We start from the raw sequence: 20,397 nt of genomic DNA, 5'->3' as shown, positions 1-20,397 counted from the left end.
CCATGGATAGGTTAGCCGTACGAGAAAACTTCGATGAGTTGCAGTCAGATTCGCCCGTTGATTGGCTGACTCAGGAACCGGTAGAAATGACGTCTCATTGGATTCCAAACGAATATGGCATCAACGAAGAACTGGTTTAAACATCGGTTGAGCGAAGTTTAGATAAAAGAAAGGCAAGCCATTTAGCTTGCCTTTTTTAAAAGTTATTTCAGATGCTTGTCTTCATCACGTAGATAAATCATCCAATACCACATGCCAACGAAGACACCACCACCGATGATATTACCGATTGTCACAGGGATTAGGTTGTTCACTAAGAATCCCATCATGTTTAGATCCGCGTAATCTGCAATGTTTGCACCTGTCATTTGCCAAAACGATTCAGGTGCGAAGTATTTAATACCGATCGCCATTGGTACTTGGAACATGTTAGCGATACAGTGCTCAAAGCCAGCAGAAACGAACATAGCTACCGGCAAGATCATTACGGCGATTTTATCAGTCAATGTGCGACCACTGAACGTCATCCAAACTGCGATACATACCAAAACGTTACACATGATGCCCAGCGCGACAGCTTGGAAAAAGCCATGATGCAGTTTGTGCTGCGAAATAGCCATCGCATTCAAGCCCACTTGACCACCGTCGAACATGTACTGTTTGGTGATCAGCATACACACAACAAGCAAAACCGCACCAACCATGTTACCGAAGTACACAACCAGCCAGTTTTTCATTAAGGCTTTCCATGAAATCTTGCCGCTTGCACGTGCCACCAGCGTAAGAACTGAGCTAGTAAAAAGCTCGCCGCCGGTTACTACCACTAAGATCAGACCAAGACTGAATGCCAAACCACCAATAAGACGTGTAATGCCCCATGGAAGATCACCAGCACCTGTGGTTACGGTTGTATAAAAAATAAAAGCGATACCAATGTGAAGACCTGCTGAAATTGCCAACAGGAAAGATTTCATTGGAGCTTTAGTTGCTTTGCCAACACCTACTTCGGCGGCACGTTCAGCAGCCTGAGGTGGTAATAATGAGTCAAACTGATTGAAGTTCATGGAAGTGTAACATTTAGAAACAATTAACGAGGCGCGGATAATCGCTCCATTTCCAGACTTTTTCAAGGGCTATTTTTCATGTTTACCAAATTTGTTGTTGTTGAGAGAGTAATCGATAAAATTCAACTATGAGTTATTGTCCTAACCATTATTAATATTTGGGTCAAATGTTTACCGTAGAATAAAATTTCCGCGTTATATCAGAGCTATAGCGCTACACTTAACATTTCTAAGGGTTTTCTATTGCTCAACCTTAGTTTTCAGACTAGCTTGGATAAAAAAGTACGAAGGAATTACCTATGAAATATTCAGCTGACCATATCGCCGAACTGAACCTACTTCTTCAATTCGATTTAAGCAGCGCAGCAACAGGCATCAAAGTCCACAAAGAAGCTTCTGAAGAAATGCAGGCAGCCGTTGCTCGTCTGTACGAAAAACAACTATGTACACAACCTGATGGCGGTTATCTAACTGACGAAGGTATCGAAGTTGCAGAACACGCAGATAAAATTCTCCGAGTCCTTTCTGCTGAATAACGATATTTAAATAAACCAGTATCGGAATTAAAAAAGCCACCGCAATGGTGGCTTTTTTGATAATTAAATTTATCTAGACTCACTATATTAAGCAATGAGCTTTCTCATTTTTCCAAATGGTTGAATTTTATCATACGCCCAGTTAAAGCCCGTTGCATAAAATAAGAAGAAAATTAAGAAGCCCGCTTCTAACGCTAATGCCTGTAGCAGAGTGATTTCCAAAAACCACGCGATCACCGGAATAGACAAGAAGATTAATCCACCTTCAAACCCCAAAGTGTGACCAATTCGCATCGCTAGACTGCGCTCTTCGCGGTTTGGACCAAACCACTTGTCAAAGTACAAGTTATAAATGTAGTTCCAAACTACGGTGTAAAGACTCAGACCAATACCCACCACAGCTAAGTCACTGGATCCCTTCCCTGTTATTAAAGAAGCAGCAGGAATAATGATCGCCAATGCAATCATTTCAAATAGTACAGCGTGAAAGATACGTTCGTTACGAGTCATGATGTTTTACCTAAATAGTTCTACTCAATGACTGGCATTTTATCTATCATTAAGATAAGTAAAAGTTAGGTACCATCGGTTAAAACGATATGTTTACTATTGAACAACTACAAGCTTTCGTCACTACATCAGAAGCTGGTTCTTTCTCCGCAGCAGCCCGTAAGCTTGGACGAGCACAATCGGTGATCAGTCAGCACATCATGAACATGGAACTTGATTGCGGCGTGGACCTTTTTGATCGAACTGGTCGTTATCCAAAACTGACGGAGAAAGGTCATGAGTTAATGCCTTACGCACTTGCAACGCTTAGCCAACTTGACCGACTGAATAATAAAGCGTCTCAGCTTTTTTCCAGCCCTGCAACCAAGCTTGTCCTTGCTGTTGACGAGGGGATTCCGCTCACCCGCCTCCCGATTGCATTGAAAAATTTAGAAAAAAAGTTCCCAAGTCTACAGGTGGAGTGCTTGACCGCATCCAGCCCTGACATTATTGAACTAATTAAATCAGAACGTGCGACAACGGGCATCATCTTAAGTGACTTACAAATGCCTAAGAATGTTGATTTATCTAACCTAGGGCATATTGGTTTTGATGTGTTTGTCTCATCACAACACCCTTTAGCAATACAGCCAATCCGAAACATCGACGAGCTGAAGCAACATCGTCAACTGGTAATCCGTTCAAAGAATGAAGACGTGAGCGGTCTTAATCAGGCGTTTAGCCCGGATATCTGGTACGCTGATGATTACTACATATTATTAGAACTGGCGAACAAGGGATTTGGCTGGTGCTTTCTTCCTGAACATTTGGTGTCTTACGCACCAAATACCTTAGTGAAACTTGGCGAAGAATTCACAAAACTGGCATGGCAAGTCAACATTGATTTGATACAACATCAGAAATGGCATTCCGATCCCCTGCATCAACAAGCCAGATTAGAGTTACAAACCCTGTTTGAGTAGTCATCAGGGCATACCGTAGGAACATACAGATGGCAAATATATTGATCGTGGGCGCAGGCTGGCTAGGAGCGCCACTTGCACAAACTTTAGCTGACCAAGGACACCATGTTACGGTTACCCGTCGTAGCCAATCTAGGCTAGATGAACTTCCAATCACTTCCGTACGAACGGCGCAACTTGACCTTAGCGAACCAAGAGCTCAACAAAAAATTGTCGAACTGATCAAACAAAAACAAATAGAACGCATTGTCGGATCGTTTCCTCCAGGTTTTCGCAAAGGAAACGGACAAGAATACGCACAGCAATGGCAACGTTTAGTTGAAGCCGCAAAAGTAAGTGGTGTGGAAAAGCTTTTGATGGTCAGTTCAACGACGGTCTATCCAAATTTGCCCGTCGATATGAGAGAGGAAGACGCCACATTCGCTTTAGCGCAAGACAATCCGCATTTCTCTGATAATGCACGTATTATGCTGCAAGCCGAGCAATACGTGATGGACTCCGGTATTGACTACGCTATCGTTCGCTGTAGTGGTTTGATTGGTGCCGACCGACACCCGTCTCGCTTTGCGTTGCGATTAAAACAGGTCAGTCGCAAAGCGCCAGCGAATATGGTGCATCAAAACGATGCTGTTGCGGCAACGGCTTTCGCGCTCAATCAAATTGAAAATGAGGTAGTTAATGCGACCACGCCAAATACCGTCAGCAAAGCTGAGTTTTATCAAGCTGCCATTACGCAAAGTGATTTAGACATTGCCCTTCCGCCAGTCACCGAAACCGCCGATAAGCGAATCCTTGCAGACAAACTTATCTCGCTTGGTTACCAGTTCCAATTCACCTCAACGCTGGACGCACTATGAAACTCTATCAACACATTGAAACCTTGTGGGAGTACATGCAACTCAAGCATAAGCTAAAGCCTGCTGACTGCCTATTTGTAATGTGCAGTAATGACTTACGCGTAGCCGAACACGCCGCTAAGCTTTACCATCAAAAATTTGCGCCACTCATTGTATTTTCTGGTGGCGAAGGGCGTTTTACGGATGGTTTATTTGAGAGAAGTGAAGCTGAGACTTTTGCAGATATCGCCAAGCTTGCAGGTGTACCGAGCGAAGCAATATTGCTCGAAACAAAGTCGAGTAACAGTGGCGAGAACGTTTGCTTCACTGAGCTGTTATTGAAAGAAAAAGGGATTAGCTGTGACTCTCTGATTTTGGTTCAAAAGCCATTTATGGAAAGACGCGCCATTGCAACCTTTGAAAAACAGTGGCAATCGCCTTATTCACAGCTTCAAGTCACGTCCACAGCGCACCCTTTCTTTGAATATATCAACGAAGAAATGCCACTAATGATGGTGCTTGAAGCGCTCATGGAAGATTTTTCTCGTGTGAAAACCTACCCAGAGAAAGGCTTTCAAACAAAACAAGAGATTCCTGCCCACGTTGAGTCTTCTTATCAAGCACTTCAAGAAAAGTTTGAGTTTGGTCTCGCGTAATCCTTCACTTACGGACCAACAGCTAGACAGTAAAAAGCCACCGAATTCGGTGGCTTTTTCTTATCTAACTCTTATCTAGACTGGCTTACTTACCAAGTGCTTCTTTATAATGCTGGCGACAAACGGATACGTAACGATCGTTACCACCGATTGCGACTTGATCACCTTCTTTGATTGCAACACCGTGCTCATCAGTACGGATAACCATGTTTGCCTTGCGACCACAGTGACAAATCGTTTTGAGTTCCACCAACTTGTCTGCCCAAGATAGCAGGTACTTGCTGCCTTCAAAAAGTTCGCCTAGAAAATCGGTACGAAGACCATAGCAGAGTACAGGAATATGCAGCTTATCAACCACTTCTGTTAGTTGGTAAACCTGTTCTTTCGACAAAAACTGACACTCATCAATTAGGATACAGTGACGTTTTTCAACTTCATGCAGTGCCGCGATCTCTTGGTAAAGGTTGGTATCTGGACGGAACAAATGCGCGTCTGATTGCAAACCAATACGAGAGCTCACTTTACCTACGCCGTAGCGATCATCTAACGCTGCTGTGAAAATCACAGGCGTCATGCCACGTTCTTGGTAGTTAAATGAAGATTGAAGAAGAGTTGTCGATTTACCCGCGTTCATTGCCGAGTAATAGAAATACATCTGAGCCACAGAGCACTACCTTCGTTAAAGTTTAGAATTTATAAAAGCTTGTAAAGAAAAGGGCTGAATCATCAGCCCTTTTAAAAGATTCAATTACTTACGTCGCCACGTTGTGCCTTCTGGACCATCTTCCAGAACAATGCCCATTTCCGTCAGCTTGTCACGAGCCATATCTGCGTTAGCCCAATCTTTTGCTGCACGAGAATCGTTACGTAGCTTAATTAGTGCTTCGATTTCAGCCACTTCATCGTCGTCGCCTGCATCACCTTTTAAGAATGCTTCTGGATCTTGGTGAAGAATACCGATCACGTCAGCCAGTTCACGCATTAGCGCACCTAGCTCGCTCGCTTTCTCTAGGTTTTCTGTCTTCAGACGGTTTACTTCACGCGCCATGTCAAACAGTACTGAGTAAGCTTCTGGTGTGTTGAAGTCATCGTTCATCGCTGCTGTAAAGCGAGTTACGTATTCTTCACCACCCGCTGGCGCAGCATTTAGATCCAGACCACGTAGAGATGTGTATAGACGCTCAAGAGACGCGCGTGCTTGGTTTAGGTTATCTTCGCTGTAGTTTAGCTGGCTACGGTAGTGACCAGACATTAGGAAGTAACGAACGGTCTCAGCATCGTAGTGACCTAGAACATCGCGGATAGTAAAGAAGTTACCTAGAGACTTTGACATCTTCTCACGGTCTACCATTACCATGCCGCTGTGCATCCATGTGTTCACGTACTGAGTGTCGTGTGCACAGCATGATTGCGCGATTTCGTTCTCGTGGTGTGGGAACTGAAGATCAGAACCGCCGCCATGAATGTCGAAGTGGTTGCCTAGGATTGACGAGTTCATAGCAGAACACTCAATGTGCCAACCTGGACGACCTGGACCCCATGGTGATTCCCATGTTGGCTCTCCCGGTTTAGACATCTTCCAAAGTACGAAGTCTAGCGGGCTACGTTTTGCTGTTTCGATATCGACACGAGCACCAGCTTGAAGCTGGTCAAGATCTTGCTTAGACAGTTTTCCGTATTCGTTGAACTTGCCCACTTCGAACATTACGTCGCCGTTGTCTGCAACGTAAGCAAAACCACGCTCGATTAGCTTTTCAACCAATTCGATGATTTCAGCAATGAACTGAGTCGCACGAGGCTCAACGTCAGGACGTTTCATGTTTAGTGCATCAAAGTCAGCGTGCATTTCACCGATCAAACGTTCAGTAAGTGAATCACAAGACTCGCCGTTTTCTGCCGCGCGTTTGATGATTTTGTCGTCTATATCAGTGATGTTGCGTACAAACGTTAGATCGTAACCAAGGTAACGTAGGTAACGAGAAACAACATCAAAAGAAACGAAAGTACGACCGTGACCAATATGACAGAGATCGTAGATGGTAACTCCACAGACATACATGCCAACTTTGCCGGCTGTAATTGGTTTGAATTCCTCTTTCTGTCTTGTGAGTGTGTTATATATCTTTAACATGATCTCTATCTATGATTGTGAATGAATAACAAGAACGCCGAGTATAACAACTCAGACCTTATTAGGTAATAGCAATTAACCGATAAAACGATAATCGGCTAAACTTCAAGCACAAAACTATGAATTTGTTCTTCCTGAGTTTTTAAAGCGTAATAACTTAGGCTAGAATCGCAGTTTCAATACAACACAGTAAAGGAAAGTAGCATGATCACCCTTCACACTAATTTTGGTGACATCAAGATTCAACTAAACGAAGAGAAAGCGCCAGAGACAAGCGCAAACTTCCTTCAGTACTGCCGCGACGGTTTCTACGACAACACTCTTTTCCACCGTGTTATTGACGGCTTCATGATCCAAGGTGGTGGTATGGAGTCTGGTCTAAGTGAAAAAGCTACACGTGCACCTATCAAAAACGAAGCAAACAACGGTCTTAGCAACAAAGTGGGTACACTTGCTATGGCTCGTACTATGGAGCCGCATTCAGCAAGCTCTCAGTTCTTCATCAACGTAAACAACAACACGTTCCTAGATTTTCGTAGCGAAAGCCTAGATGGTTGGGGTTACTGTGTATTCGGTGAAGTAATCGAAGGCATGGACATCGTAAACAAGATCAAAGGCGTTAGCACTGGTTCTTACGGCATGCACCAAGACGTACCTCTAGAAGATGTAATGATCACTGGTACTACAATCGAAGAGTAATTCTTTAGAATTGCCACTAAGAGATAAGTTTGTGGGGAGGCTTCGCCTCCCCTTATTTCTATGACGACATTATTTATATCTGATCTTCATCTTACCCCATCACGTCCGGACATCACGGAGTGCTTTGTCACGTTCATGCGTACAGAGGCGATCCATGCAGATACTTTGTATGTGCTCGGTGATTTGTTCGAGTTTTGGATTGGTGACGATGATGACACCCCTTTCGCAGACCAGATCCGCGCTGAATTTAAAGCGCTGACGGATTCTGGTGTCCCTGTTTTCTTCATCCAAGGCAACCGAGACTTCCTCCTAGGTAAACGCTTTTGCAAAGAAACCGGTATGACGTTGCTCGACGACGTTTGTACGATTGACCTCTATGGTCAAAAAGCCGTTATCTTACATGGCGATACACTTTGCATTGATGATGTGAAATACCAAGAGTTTCGTAAAACCGTTCATAAACCATGGCTTCAATGGTTGTTTAATCGAATTCCTTGGTTCGTTAAGAAAAGAATTGTCACCAAGGTTCAATCAGACATTCGAGATGATAAAAAAACCAAGTCTCTCGATATCATGGATGTAAACCAAGGCGAAGTTGAACGTGTTATGTCTCAAAACTGCGTCAACTTGATGATTCACGGTCATACACATCGTCCAAATACACATTTTTTTGAACTTAATGGTGCTAAAAACACCCGCATCGTTTTAGGTGATTGGTATACCCAAGGCTCAGTTTTACAAGTAAATTCTGACGGTTTTGACTTACAAACACGACCGTTTGACACAGAATTGAAGTAAAGCTTGTCGAGCGTGTAGAAGATTGACGCGTAAAGCATAGAAATTTTACAAAAAATCGCTATCATCGTAATACTAAGTTAAACAGAACAAAGTACCGCATTGAAGTATTCATACGTAGCTCGTCAACCGATACTAGACAGAGAAAAGCGTACCATTGGGTACGAGCTTCTCTTTCGTGACGGTCCGAAAAACACCTTTCCAGAAGTAGAACCAGAAATGGCGACTAGCCGACTTTTGTCTGATCACTTCTTGACGACTCACTACAGCACACTAGGTGATAAACTCGGCTTTGTTAATTTTCCATACCAAAGTTTAGTCAACCTAGTTCCTACTCTATTTCCTAATGAGTCGTTAGTTGTAGAGGTGCTGGAAGATTGCGAACCGACAGATGAGCTACTTCATGCGATTAAACATCTGCACGCATCTGGTTATCGTGTCGCATTAGATGACTTCGTTCCGACCAAGGCTTGGAAGCGCTTCTTACCATACGTCGCTATCATTAAGTTTGATATCCGTTTGGTGCCTATAGATAAAGCTGCAATCTATATTCGTTCTCTCGGACATTTTGGTATCGACTTCTTAGCAGAAAAAGTCGAAACCTATGAAGAGTTTGAGCAAGCGATGGATGCTGGGTTTAACTACTTCCAAGGATACTTTTTCAGTAAGCCAGAGATGATTCAGAAAAAACGCCTCAACCCAGCGTTTTTGACGGTTATACAACTGTGCAAAGAAATTGCAGATAAACCTATCGATTTCAATGAGGTAGAACGTCTGTTTTCTATTGATGTGACTTTGTCTTATAAGCTGTTGACTTACGTAAACTCAGGTTACACGCTCACAACTAAGATTAAGTCTTTCCGTCAAGCTCTGGTTTACCTTGGTGAAGAGCGCTTAAGACGCTTTATTTCTCTTGTGGCGATTGCCTCTGTGCACGAGGATAAACCTGACTCTCTCTATTCGTTAGCGATTCAACGCGCACGTATGTGTGAGATTTTGTTGAGCCAGATGAAAACCAAGTATGATCCGGGGCAAGCATTCCTGACAGGTATGTTTTCACTGCTGGACTCACTACTCGATCAGCCACTATCCGATGTAATCAGCGACATTCCAGTCGATGAGGAAATCAAACAAGCACTCACCAGTCGAAAAGGTGTATTAGGCTACCTACTTTCAATGATCATTGCTTACGAGAAAGCCGATTGGGAAACGACGGAAAAGTACTGTAACGCGCTCAAACTGAATGAACCACAATTAGCGAAGGCGTTCAGTCAATCCACTGCGTGGGCCCAAGAACTGCTGTCTCAAACGCCCTAAATCGCTATAATGCCTCAAAAGAATACCTCCAGCCTCACTGATATGCCCAAGTAACCTCGCGATGCTACGTTCAGCGAGAATAAGTTGGGTGTAAAAGGTTGTTTGTTTTACCGCTTAATTAATCGAGATTTCATTTTATGGCTTCTTCTTGTCCTTGCGGGTCTAACCGCACCTACTCACAGTGTTGTGAAATCGCCCACAATAACCATGCTGACGTCATCACTCCAGAGCAGTTGATGCGTTCTCGCTATAGTGCACATGTGTTGGGTCTAGTGGATTACGTGGTAAAAACATATCACCCAAGCTGTAACGCAGAAGAACAACGTGAAGGCATTGCCCAGTCCATCGATAGCGATTGGTGCAAGCTTGAGGTAGTAAAAGCCGAAGCGAGTAGAAACGAGAATGAAGGTTTTGTTGAGTTCAATGCGTACTTTAATGAAGACGGCAAACGCTACTGCATGACAGAGCGTTCTCGCTTTGTAAAAGAAGACGGGCTTTGGTACTACATTGACGGCACATTTCCTGAAGAAGAACCAGAAGAAGAACCAGAACAAGATCCACGCTTAAGCCAGCCAGTAAGTAGCCTAAAAGTAGGTCGCAATGACCCGTGTATCTGTGGAAGTGGTAAGAAATTTAAGAAGTGTTGTGGGTAAAGCATCCATACCTAGCTTATTAAACTCGATTTAATTGGATTCTTGACATCGCTTAGGCTTGTCGAAATGACGTGAATATATGTACCTGTTTGAAGTAGATAACTCTACTGCAAGCACCATTAGAAAATATACTGTCATTCTGAACAGCGAGGGACGAGCGTGATTCAGAATCCAATCGCCACTCGCACTGTCGCCGAGGTTTACCCCGAACCAAGAACACTAAATTAAAAAAGCCCCTAGACTCCCGAGTCATAGGGGCTTTCATTTATCTATAGCAGGCTTATTTATGACGCTCTTTCAGTTTATTCACCACGTCATTCATCGATAGACCTTGGTCCTGAAGCAATACCAGCAAGTGGTAAATCAAGTCTGCTGATTCACACACTAACTCCGCCTTATCGCCCGACGTCGCCGCAAGCGCGACTTCAACGCCTTCTTCGCCCACTTTTTGCGAAATACGCTTGGTGCCACGGGCATAAAGACTGGCAGTATAAGAGGAATCTGGGTCGGCACTCTTGCGGGCAGCCAATAGCTGCTCAAGTTGATGAAGCCACACCATTTGTGACTCCTCTTGAGGGTCCACATCCCAGCAAGTTGTGTTACCCAAGTGACACGTAGGACCAATGGGATTCACTTTCACCAGTAGCGTATCATTGTCGCAATCGAGTTGAATGTTCACCAATTGCAATACGTTGCCAGAGGTCTCACCTTTCGTCCAAAGACGTTGCTTGGTACGAGAGAAAAACGTCACTTGACCTGTTTCGCCCGTTTTTGCCAACGCATCTTGGTTCATGTAACCCATCATCAGCACTTGGCTTGATTGGAAATCTTGTACGATGGCAGGTACCAGACCATCCACCTTTTCCCAGTTGATTCGCTCAGCTAGCGAACTTACTTCGGCGGCTTTCACACTCATAGTCGTACCTCAATGCCTTGTTGTTTCAAATACTGCTTTAGTTCACCAATATTGATGACTTGCTTGTGGAATACCGATGCGGCAAGCGCACCATCCACATTTGCTTTTTGGTAGGCTTCTGCGAAATGCTCCATGGCACCTGCACCGCCCGATGCAATCAATGGCACGTTACACACTTCACGCACCATATTAAGTTGTTCAATATCGTAGCCGTTACGCACGCCGTCTTGGTTCATCATGTTCAGTACGATTTCACCAGCGCCGCGTTTTTGTACTTCTCGTACCCAATCACGCGTTTCCCATTGGGTCGCTTTGGTGCGTTCTTCATCACCAGTAAACTGGTAAACCTGATACTTGCCCGTCTCTTTGTCGTAGTATGAATCGATACCAACGACGATACATTGCACACCAAACTTATCAGCAAGGTCAGTAATCAACTGAGGGTTTGCCAAAGCAGGAGAGTTAATCGATACCTTATCTGCACCAAACTCAAGAATGCGCGCCGCGTCTTCTGCTGATTTAATACCACCAGCCACACAGAACGGGATATCAATCACTTCTGCAACGCGAGCGACCCAACTTTTATCGACGACACGACCATCACTTGAAGCAGTAATATCGTAGAACACAAGCTCGTCAGCGCCTTCTTCAGCATAACGCTGCGCCAGAGGAACGATGTCACCAATAATTTCGTGGTTGCGAAACTGGACGCCCTTCACCACTTGTCCATCACGAACATCAAGACATGGAATTATTCGCTTTGCCAACATGCAAACGCCTCCTCTGCTGTGAACTTACCATCTAACAATGCACGACCAACAATCACGCCAGCCACACCACTGCCTTTTAGTGCTTCGATATCCGCTAATGAACCGATGCCACCTGAAGATTGGAACTGCACTTGCGGGTACTGTTTACACAAGTCGACGTAAAGCTCAACGTTTGAACCTTCTAGCGTACCGTCACGAGAAATGTCCGTGCAAAGCACATGCTGTAGACCTACCGTCAGATAATCGTTGATCAATGCTTCGATAGTCACGCCTGAATCTTCTTGCCAACCAGAGATCGCTACCTTACGCGTGCCGTCTTGATCGATGTTGATGTCTAGCGCGAGAACAATTTTCTCTGCACCGTATTTTTCCATCCAACCTTTCACAAGCTCTGGCTGTTTTACCGCTGTAGAACCAACGACAACACGCTGAGCACCCGCTTCTAGCAGGTCAACCACGTCTTGCTCTGTACGCACACCGCCACCGATTTGGATGTTTGCTGGTGTGCTTGCTAGTAGTTTTGCAATCAAATCTAACTGGCGTGCTGTCGTGTCTTTCGCGCCAGTTAAATCCACTAAGTGTAGCCAGTTAGCACCCGCTTGGTGGTACAAATTAAACTGCTTTGCTGGGTCGACTTTGTACTCGGTAACTTGACCGTAATCACCTTGATAAAGGCGAACCACCTGTCCTTCAATTAAATCAAGAGCTGGAATAATCACACTAAATCCCTTTTATAATTCTAAGAAGTTTTGAATAAGCTTCGCGCCTGCTTTTGAAGAACGCTCAGGGTGGAACTGCACACCGTAGTAGTTGCCACTTTGTACTGCTGCTGTGAACGGGTTGCCGTATTCACACTCGGCAATCGTGTAATCCCCGACAGGCATTGCAAAGCTGTGTACAAAGTAGAAGTACTCACCTTCTTCAATGCCTTTGAACAGTGGGTTACCTGCTTTTGCAGACACTGTATTCCACCCCATATGCGGCAGCGGTAAATCGCCGGTTTGTAGCAACTTCACTTCGCCATCACAAAGTCCAAGACACTCAACCAACTCATCTGCTTTCTGCCCTTTCTCTTGAGACACTTTGCCCAATAGTTGCATGCCTAAACAGATACCTAGCAAAGGCTTTTCTACCTGTTTTACCAAGCTGATAAGATCGCGCTCTTCTAGGTTCTTCATCGCTTCACTGGCAGTCCCCACTCCCGGTAGAAATAACTTGTCAGCTGCCAATACAACTTGTGGATCTTTTGAAATAGTTACGTCATAACCTAGGCGTTCGATGGCAAACTTCACCGAAGAAACGTTGGCACAGCCAGTATCGATAATGACAACTTTCTGTTCTGTCACTGTTTTTCTCCTTGCTAACGTGAGCCTTAAAGCACGCCTTTACTACTTGGTAGCTCAGTGCCTTCTACTTTGATTGCTTGACGTAAAGTACGACCAAACGCTTTAAACAAGCTTTCAATGATGTGGTGGTCATTATTGCCCGCAGAAGACAGGTGCAGCGTACACGCTAGGGTGTCAGTCAGAGAACGGAAGAAGTGAACCACCATCTCTGTTGAAAGATCCCCCACTTGCTCACGGCTAAACTGCGCGTCGAACTTAAGGTAGGGACGACCTGATAGGTCTAGCGCACATTGTGCTAAACACTCATCCATTGGCAGGCTGAAACCAAAGCGACCAATACCACGCTTGTCACCCAGCGCTTCTTTCAACGCCTGACCCAAGGCAAGAGCGGTATCTTCTACTGTGTGGTGATCATCAATGTGAAGGTCTCCTTCCACTTTGCACACCATTTGGAATCCACCGTGCGTCGCAATTTGATCCAACATGTGGTCGAAGAAACCAAGACCCGTTGAGATGTCATTACCGCCTTGCTCATCAAGATTAACCGCAACTTTGATATCCGTTTCTTTCGTGGTACGAATCACTTCAGCAACACGAGCTTTCACCGTCAGATCTTTCAGGATCTGTTTCCAACCCATGGTTTCTGGGTTGTATTGAATACCACGAATTGCCATATTTTCTGCAAGTTGAAGATCGGTTTGACGATCACCAATCACAACAGAGTTTTGAAAATCAACTTTGCCACCTTGTAGATACTCTTTTACCAAGCCCAATTTAGGCTTACGGCAAGAGCAGTTATCTTCATCAAAGTGAGGACAAATCAGCACGTCATCAAACTTCACACCTTGAGACTCAAAGATCTCCATCATCATGTTGTGTGGTGCGTCGAAATCTTCTTGTGGGTAGCTGTCGGTACCTAGACCATCTTGGTTCGTTACCATCACTAGGCGGTATCCGGCATCCTGCAACGACAACAGGCTTGGGATAACAAATGGCTCTAGTTTAAGCTTATCTAAACGGTCTACTTGAAAATCAACCGGCGGCTCAACAATTAAGGTGCCATCACGGTCGATAAAAAGGATTTTTTGTTGTTTGCTCACTCGAACTTCCTTATTGCTATATCTTTTTGGCGCTCCCGCTATTGAGCGAGAGCGATAAATACTTTTTCTACTTATGAGTAGTAGTTTCTGATAAATCCGAGTGTTTTTTCGCACTCGTCGCGGTTACCCACACTGATACGTACACAGTTCTCGATTGGTGAGTTACGTAAAATAATGCCCGTATCCCAAGCGGCTTTGAAAAGATCATCGCCATCTGGGAACTTCACCAATAGGTAATTCCCCCATCCTTCAAAGACTTCCAATCCCGGAATCATTGACAAACCAACTTGTAAGTAAGCTCGGTTTGCATTCAAGTCGAGAACTTGGAACTTCGCTCGCGCTAGACCTGCTTCAGACAGCGCTTGAGTAGCAATTTCTGCCACTGGAACCGGTACTGGATATGGTGCGATAACTTTAAGAAGTACATTAATCAGCTCTTCGTTCGCAAGCGTAAATCCACAACGCAGACCAGCAAGCGCGAAAGCTTTCGACAGAGTACGCAGAATTGCTAGGTTCGGATATTGCGCCAGCAAATCTACCGTTGACGCTTCTGGACAAAAATCAATGTACGCTTCATCCATTACAACGATTGCTCGGTCTTTTGTCATCTCAAGCAGAGACACAATGTCTTCACGCTTAACCAAGTTACCTGTTGGGTTGTTTGGCGAACATACGAAAACCAGTTTCACGTTATCCAGATTGGCTTCGATGCCTGCAAGGTCTAGTTGCCAATCTGACGTCAGTGGTACGGTTTTGCGCTCAACACCGACGGTTTCGGCACTGATAGCGTACATACCGTAAGTCGGTGGACAGTAAAGAATCGCATCTTCACCCGGCTCACAGAAAGCACGAATCAGTAGCTCAATGCCTTCATCTGCACCGCGAGAAGTCAGCGTTTGTTCTGGTTTCACACCCGCATACGCCGCGTAAGCGGAAATTAGTTCTTTCGGTTGGCATTCGCTGTAACGATTAAGACGAGCAAAGTCTGTTTTGTATTCATTGTTAAATGGTGATTCGTTGGCATTTAGCCATACGTCACCAGTACCGCCAATTCGGCGAGCCGATAAATAAGGGGTAAGTTTTTGGACTTGTTTACGCGCTAGCTTTTCCATCTCAATATCCTCTTACTTCGCTGCCAATTTTTCTACACGGATAGTCACCGCACGTTTGTGTGCATCTAAGCCTTCTGCTTCAGCCATAGTGACTACTGTAGGGGCAAGGTTCTTTAGACCATCAGCAGATAGCTCTTGAATCGTCATACGCTTAGAGAAGTCCGCCAAGCCTAAGCTTGAATAAGTACGTGTGTAACCGTAAGTAGGAAGAACGTGGTTAGTACCCGATGCGTAGTCACCTGCTGATTCAGGCGACCAATCACCAAGAAAAATAGAGCCTGCGTTGTCTAATAGAGGCAGAAGCTCGCGTGGGTTCTTCGTCTGAACAATTAAGTGCTCAGGACCGTAGTAATTTGAGATTGAAACCGATTGAGTCAGAGACTCAGCAATAATAATCAAACTTGAAGCTAATGCTTGCTCGGCAATGTCCGCACGAGACAACTCTTTAAGCTGACGTTGAACAGCATCCGTCACTTGATCTGCAAGCACAGGAGAAGGAGTCACAAGAACCACTTGAGAGTCAGGACCGTGCTCTGCTTGGCTTAACAAATCCGCTGCAATGAAATCTGGGTCTGCCGTTTCATCAGCAATCACTAGCACTTCTGATGGACCCGCTGGCATATCAATCGCTGCACCACGGAAATCATTACTTACCTGACGTTTTGCTTCTGTCACGTAAGCGTTACCTGGACCAAAGATCTTATCAACTTTAGATACGGTTTCTGTTCCGTAAGCCATTGCTGCGACGGCTTGACCACCGCCGACATTGTACACTTCATCAATGCCACACAGTTTTGCTACATAAAGGATCTCGTCAGCAATTGGGGGTGGAGAACAAAGCACCACTTTACGACAGCCTGCAATTTTTGCAGGAACCCCAAGCATCAAAACAGTCGATGGCAATGGCGCACTGCCACCGGGAATGTACAAACCCACTTTTTGAATTGGGCGCGTTACCTGTTCACAAACTACACCCGGTTGAGTTTCTACTTTGATTGGCTGCGGCTTCTGCGCTTTGTGAAACTTAGCAATGTTTTCATACGCTTGCTCCAGTGCGTTCTTCATTTTTTCAGAAAGACGCGCTGATGCCTCATCGATTTCTTGAGCTGATACACGGATAGATTCCGGCTGCACTCGGTCAAACCTCTCAGTTAGCTCCAATAATGCAGCATCGCCTTCTTTGCGAACTTTTGCGATTACTTCAGAAACCGCGGCAGTGATATTCGCACCTTCTGTAATTGCAGGACGTTCTAGGATTGAGTCTTGCTGCGTTTCACTTAGCGATTGCCATACGACTGTTCTCATTGCGATTACTCCATCATTTTTTCAATTGGTAGTACTAGAATTGAGCTGGCACCCAGTTCTTTTAGCTGTTCCATGGTTTCCCAGAACAGGTTTTCAGTACTTACCAAGTGAACCGCAACTTTTTGCTTGTCAGCAGATAGAGGTAATACCGTTGGGTCTTCAGCACCAGGAAGTAGAGCTTTGATTTGGTCTAGCTTCTCTGCAGGTGCGTGTAACATGATGTACTTAGACTCTTTCGCTTGCTGTACGCCTTGCATTCGGGTAAGAAGTTTTTCGATTAGCGCCACTTTGTCTGCATCGAATTCGCCAGTACGTTGAATCAGTGTCGCTTTTGATTTGAAGATAATTTCAGCTTCTTTAAGACCGTTCGCTTCCAGTGTTGCACCTGTAGAGACCAAGTCAGCGATGGCATCAGCAAGACCAGCGCGAGGAGCAACTTCTACTGAGCCTGTCAACATACATGTTGAGAATGGAACACCCGCTTCATCCATATAAGCTTTTAACAGTTGCGGGTAAGTTGTAGCGATACGTTTTCCAGCTAAGTCTTGAGGACCGTTGTACTCTTCGTCTTTATCAATCGCGATAGATAAACGGCAACCACCGAAATCAAGTCGACGAAGTTGAACAAATTCAGACGGTTCACCCAGTGCTTTGCGATCAAGACGAACTTCTTCTAATTCGTTTTCACCAATAAAGCCCAAGTCAACCACGCCATCCATAATTAGACCTGGAATATCGTCGTCACGAACCAAAAGCAAATCAATTGGCATATTTTCAGAATGAACAACTAAACGCTCACCCATTACATTGAACTTCACGCCACATTTTTTAAGTAGAGCTTGGCTCTCTTTGCTTAGACGACCTTTTTTCTGAATTGCAATTCTTAAGCGTTGTGTTTGCATTGCTTTATCCCTGTGCCAGATTCGGTAATTAAAATATTTTATAAACCAGTAAAACTAAAAAAACCCTCGAGAGATGTTGGTCTCCCGAGGGTTTGAAATCTGTTTTCACTTTGATTTTCACCTCCGGGAGTTTCCTATCTCCCGGGTATGCGTGCATCTCCCGAAAGACTAGGCTGGGTGATGATGGTGATGAATGTTCATTACAAAATTACGCATACTTATTTAAGGCTCGATTGTGTTGCTTCGTTAACAACCACACTAACTAAGCTGCTAACTTTTTTCAACCTTTAATTTTAAAAAAATACGAATTGTATAATACAAATAAAAAAGGAGGCCGAAGCCCCCTGTTATTTTAACATTTAATTCAACGACTTATGCACTCTGACAAGATGCCATTTTTGACTTCGAAAGCCATGACAAAATCGCACAAACGATAATGAATGTAATCGATGCTGCGATGAAAGAGAACGCAATTGAAGCCGTCATACCAAGAGCAATAAAGCCCACGCATGAAACAAGCGCGACTGATAATGCATAAGGTAACTGAGTTGATACGTGATCGATATGGTTACAACGTGCACCAGTCGATGACAAGATAGTCGTATCTGAGATTGGAGAACAGTGGTCACCGAATACCGCACCAGCAAGAACCGCACTTAGCATTGGTAGCATAAGCGCTACATCTGTTGCGCCAGCCATATCGCCCGCGATTGGTAGCATGATACCGAACGTACCCCATGAAGTACCTGTCGAGAACGCCATTAGACCAGACAGCAAGAATAGGATAACTGGCAGCCAGTGTGGGTTGATGTTGCCTTGTGCCATTGTAGATAGGTAAGAACCTGTCTTCATGTCACCGATAACAGAACCTATAGTCCAAGCAAACACTAAGATTAGGATTGCACCAAACATTGATTTAGCACCAATCCAAAGCGTACGTGCAATCTCAACCATTGGTAAACCTTGCTTCAGCACCGTAAATAGCGCGACAGCAAGACCAAGTAAGCTACCGTAAATTAGAGAAGTACCAACATCAGTATTCTCAAACGCACCTAACAAAGCAAATTCTTTGCCATCTGCTGCTAGTGCTTGACCACCGGTGTAAAGCATTGAAGCAATCGTTGCCACAATAAGCGTAACGATTGGAAGAACTAGGTCAGAAACCTTACCCTTCTCACTTTCACGGATATCTAGCTCTTCATTTAGCTCATGCGCTTCTTGAGTATCATTTTCTTTATCTTTATCGAAACCACGGCCTTGAGACGCCGCGATTTCGTGATCACGCATCTTACCAATATCCAAACCAAACCACGCCACTGCGAATACCATTAGCAGAGCAAACACAGCGTAGAAGTTCATTGGGATAAGGCGAACATAAGCGCCTAGTGCAGAATATTCTGTGATGCCATGTGACACCAAGATACCACCGATAATAGTAATGATGTATGCACCCCAGCTTGATGCTGGCATGATCACACACATAGGTGCTGCTGTGGAGTCTAAGATGTACGCTAGCTTAGCGCGAGAGACGTAAAAGCGGTCAGTTACTGGACGAGAGATCGCACCAACAGCAAGACTGTTAAAGTAATCGTCGACAAAAATGAATACGCCAAGGAAAGCTGCAAGAAGTTTAGAGCCACGTTTACTTTTTACGCGTGTTTGCGCCCATTCAGCGAAAGCACGAGTACCACCAGAAAGTGTTAACAACGCTGTTGTCATACCTAAAAGAATAAGGAAGCCAACAATACTCATGTTCCAAGTATTGATACCACCGTCTTCAATAAAGACAGAAGAAACTTGAGAACTAACATAACCTACCGTATTACCGATAGACCAATCGTTAAGAAGTACCGCACCCAGTACGATACCAACACCAAGAGAAACTAAAACACGTCGAGTTAGAATCGCCAGCGTCAGCGCGACAATAGGCGGTAATAACGAAACAGGAGAATGTGCAAAATCTATTAAATTCATGATCTTCAAAAACCAAAGTTTGGCTAGAGATCTACTGCAGACAAGTCACGTAGCATACGGTACGTGCTCATGTTGAACTTAGCGACAGGGAAGCGAACACTTCACCCAACCCTACAGTAGCGCTCCATAGTTTAATGTAAATATACTATGGCAGTGTTGTTCCTTTCAGAGACAACCCCAGCAAGTGGTTTCGATAGCCCCACTTACTTCGGCAATCTTCGCCTTCCACTATTATTCATTGGCATCACCCCAATAATAGCTACTCTTCGAGACTGCACCTCTACGGCAATAACAAACAATTAACCGTTAATCGTACAAATTAACAACAATTTATCTGCAATATTGCATCAGGTGGTTGTCATTGTACCTATGAAGCCTCCCATTGCAACACATCAAACTAAATTAAATGAATAAATAATCGCGATTTCGATTTATAAATGAAATGTGACCAAATCATACATTGCGCAACTGCAATCACTTCAACCTTGTCCATTATGAAACTTTATTACTACTATTAAATACGCCATAGTTTTACGTGCAACAATAAATGAATGAAATATGACAGTGATAGCATTTGCCATCTAATCCTTTTCTGTCAGAAAAAGGGAAATTTAATTCAAGCTATAAATAAACATGATAGCGATCGAGAAAAAGACCGTATCTATTAAGTAAAAATTGTCTGAAGTGGCTAATTAAATTTCAAATTGATTAATTAATATTGTTAGAACCCGAAAAAACTAAAGAAATTTAATCTAAATCATGAATTAGCATTTGCACATATCAGAAAGATAAAGTTAAATATAAGGACTCTAT

The 20,397-nt window shown here is 44.2% G+C and carries 22 protein-coding genes, 1 riboswitch and 1 other annotated feature; of the genes, 9 read left to right on the top strand and 13 right to left on the bottom strand.

Translation table 11 applies throughout. The annotated features are described in order from the left end of the window. Positions 1-2 precede the first annotated feature (2 nt). A complete protein-coding gene (locus tag AACR11_RS05170) occupies positions 3-140 on the top strand; it encodes a hypothetical protein (RefSeq protein WP_005450732.1) in 138 nt (45 codons plus the stop codon). A 63-nt stretch (positions 141-203) separates the two neighbouring features. Here the strand turns inward: AACR11_RS05170 and focA are convergent, their stop codons facing one another. Next, on the bottom strand, positions 204-1,064 hold the full coding sequence (gene focA / locus AACR11_RS05165; protein WP_005450735.1) for a formate transporter FocA: 861 nt from the start codon (positions 1,062-1,064) through the stop codon (positions 204-206). A 299-nt stretch (positions 1,065-1,363) separates the two neighbouring features. Between focA and AACR11_RS05160 the strand changes: the two genes are divergently transcribed. Then, positions 1,364-1,600 (top strand): TIGR02647 family protein, encoded by a 237-nt coding sequence (locus AACR11_RS05160; protein WP_005430269.1) that lies wholly within the window; start codon positions 1,364-1,366, stop codon positions 1,598-1,600. Positions 1,601-1,687: 87 nt separating this feature from the next. On the opposite strand, the gene AACR11_RS05155 is transcribed toward AACR11_RS05160, so the two are convergent. Then, positions 1,688-2,110, bottom strand: coding sequence for a PACE efflux transporter (locus AACR11_RS05155; protein WP_005450737.1), 423 nt, complete (start codon positions 2,108-2,110; stop codon positions 1,688-1,690). Positions 2,111-2,199: 89 nt separating this feature from the next. On the opposite strand from AACR11_RS05155, the gene AACR11_RS05150 reads away from it, so the two are divergent. The 3 genes from AACR11_RS05150 to AACR11_RS05140 are packed head-to-tail and all read left to right on the top strand — an operon-like array spanning position 2,200 to position 4,564. Then, positions 2,200-3,072 carry a LysR family transcriptional regulator gene (locus AACR11_RS05150; RefSeq protein WP_029789471.1) on the top strand — a complete coding sequence of 291 codons (873 nt, stop codon included), beginning with the start codon at positions 2,200-2,202 and terminating at the stop codon, positions 3,070-3,072. A gap of 29 nt (positions 3,073-3,101) precedes the next feature. Continuing rightward, the gene (locus tag AACR11_RS05145) at positions 3,102-3,929 is read left to right on the top strand and encodes an NAD(P)H-binding protein (protein WP_029789473.1); all 828 of its coding nucleotides are present in this window, start codon (positions 3,102-3,104) and stop codon (positions 3,927-3,929) included. Further along, entirely contained in the window at positions 3,926-4,564 is a 639-nt protein-coding gene (locus AACR11_RS05140) for a YdcF family protein (RefSeq protein WP_029789474.1), read from the top strand. The genes AACR11_RS05145 and AACR11_RS05140 overlap by 4 nt, the downstream gene beginning before the upstream one ends. Positions 4,565-4,649: 85 nt before the next feature. Here the strand turns inward: AACR11_RS05140 and AACR11_RS05135 are convergent, their stop codons facing one another. Both AACR11_RS05135 and cysS read right to left on the bottom strand, forming a co-directional pair. Further along, complete coding sequence (locus AACR11_RS05135) at positions 4,650-5,228, bottom strand: thymidine kinase (protein WP_005450744.1); 579 nt, start codon at positions 5,226-5,228, stop codon at positions 4,650-4,652. Positions 5,229-5,312: 84 nt separating this feature from the next. Continuing rightward, positions 5,313-6,695, bottom strand: a complete 1,383-nt coding sequence (cysS, locus tag AACR11_RS05130; protein ID WP_005437232.1) for a cysteine--tRNA ligase — start codon at positions 6,693-6,695, stop codon at positions 5,313-5,315. 204 nt (positions 6,696-6,899) lie between these two features. Between cysS and AACR11_RS05125 the strand changes: the two genes are divergently transcribed. From AACR11_RS05125 to AACR11_RS05110, 4 genes are all read left to right on the top strand, one after another. Continuing rightward, the gene (locus AACR11_RS05125) at positions 6,900-7,394 is read left to right on the top strand and encodes a peptidylprolyl isomerase (protein ID WP_029789475.1); all 495 of its coding nucleotides are present in this window, start codon (positions 6,900-6,902) and stop codon (positions 7,392-7,394) included. Between the two features lie 60 nt (positions 7,395-7,454). Continuing rightward, positions 7,455-8,192: a UDP-2,3-diacylglucosamine diphosphatase gene (gene lpxH / locus AACR11_RS05120; protein WP_026138395.1), complete on the top strand. Its 738-nt coding sequence runs from the start codon at positions 7,455-7,457 to the stop codon at positions 8,190-8,192. Positions 8,193-8,291: 99 nt separating this feature from the next. Continuing rightward, positions 8,292-9,506 (top strand): EAL and HDOD domain-containing protein, encoded by a 1,215-nt coding sequence (locus tag AACR11_RS05115; protein WP_009698175.1) that lies wholly within the window; start codon positions 8,292-8,294, stop codon positions 9,504-9,506. 137 nt (positions 9,507-9,643) lie between these two features. Beyond that, positions 9,644-10,159, top strand: a complete 516-nt coding sequence (locus AACR11_RS05110; protein ID WP_033001391.1) for a YchJ family protein — start codon at positions 9,644-9,646, stop codon at positions 10,157-10,159. 280 nt (positions 10,160-10,439) lie between these two features. Here the strand turns inward: AACR11_RS05110 and hisIE are convergent, their stop codons facing one another. From hisIE to tet(35), 9 genes are all read right to left on the bottom strand, one after another. Then, entirely contained in the window at positions 10,440-11,075 is a 636-nt protein-coding gene (gene hisIE, locus AACR11_RS05105) for a bifunctional phosphoribosyl-AMP cyclohydrolase/phosphoribosyl-ATP diphosphatase HisIE (protein ID WP_005450749.1), read from the bottom strand. Further along, positions 11,072-11,845, bottom strand: coding sequence for an imidazole glycerol phosphate synthase subunit HisF (hisF, locus tag AACR11_RS05100; RefSeq protein WP_029789477.1), 774 nt, complete (start codon positions 11,843-11,845; stop codon positions 11,072-11,074). The genes hisIE and hisF overlap by 4 nt, the downstream gene beginning before the upstream one ends. Beyond that, positions 11,827-12,564, bottom strand: coding sequence for a 1-(5-phosphoribosyl)-5-[(5-phosphoribosylamino)methylideneamino]imidazole-4-carboxamide isomerase (gene hisA, locus AACR11_RS05095; RefSeq protein WP_005450756.1), 738 nt, complete (start codon positions 12,562-12,564; stop codon positions 11,827-11,829). Before hisA ends, hisF begins: the two co-directional genes overlap by 19 nt. Positions 12,565-12,576: 12 nt before the next feature. Beyond that, the gene (hisH, locus tag AACR11_RS05090) at positions 12,577-13,191 is read right to left on the bottom strand and encodes an imidazole glycerol phosphate synthase subunit HisH (protein ID WP_005450758.1); all 615 of its coding nucleotides are present in this window, start codon (positions 13,189-13,191) and stop codon (positions 12,577-12,579) included. A gap of 26 nt (positions 13,192-13,217) precedes the next feature. Continuing rightward, the gene (gene hisB / locus AACR11_RS05085; protein ID WP_005450760.1) at positions 13,218-14,291 is read right to left on the bottom strand and encodes a bifunctional histidinol-phosphatase/imidazoleglycerol-phosphate dehydratase HisB; all 1,074 of its coding nucleotides are present in this window, start codon (positions 14,289-14,291) and stop codon (positions 13,218-13,220) included. Positions 14,292-14,362: 71 nt separating this feature from the next. Then, the gene (hisC, locus tag AACR11_RS05080) at positions 14,363-15,403 is read right to left on the bottom strand and encodes a histidinol-phosphate transaminase (RefSeq protein ID WP_029789478.1); all 1,041 of its coding nucleotides are present in this window, start codon (positions 15,401-15,403) and stop codon (positions 14,363-14,365) included. Between the two features lie 12 nt (positions 15,404-15,415). Beyond that, positions 15,416-16,708 (bottom strand): histidinol dehydrogenase, encoded by a 1,293-nt coding sequence (hisD, locus tag AACR11_RS05075; RefSeq protein ID WP_079325586.1) that lies wholly within the window; start codon positions 16,706-16,708, stop codon positions 15,416-15,418. A gap of 5 nt (positions 16,709-16,713) precedes the next feature. Further along, entirely contained in the window at positions 16,714-17,610 is an 897-nt protein-coding gene (gene hisG, locus AACR11_RS05070; protein WP_005450765.1) for an ATP phosphoribosyltransferase, read from the bottom strand. A gap of 55 nt (positions 17,611-17,665) precedes the next feature. Further along, positions 17,666-17,803: a sequence feature (His leader region), on the bottom strand. A 179-nt stretch (positions 17,804-17,982) separates the two neighbouring features. Then, positions 17,983-19,584, bottom strand: coding sequence for a tetracycline efflux Na+/H+ antiporter family transporter Tet(35) (tet(35), locus tag AACR11_RS05065; protein WP_029789480.1), 1,602 nt, complete (start codon positions 19,582-19,584; stop codon positions 17,983-17,985). Between the two features lie 109 nt (positions 19,585-19,693). Continuing rightward, positions 19,694-19,875: riboswitch (Lysine riboswitch) on the bottom strand. Positions 19,876-20,397: the final 522 nt, after the last annotated feature.

This window comes from Vibrio sp. L85, from assembly GCF_963871815.1.
Taxonomy (GTDB): Bacteria; Pseudomonadota; Gammaproteobacteria; order Enterobacterales; family Vibrionaceae; genus Vibrio; species Vibrio harveyi.
Note: the sequence above shows the minus strand (reverse complement) of the source record. Positions and strands in the feature narration are given on the sequence as shown.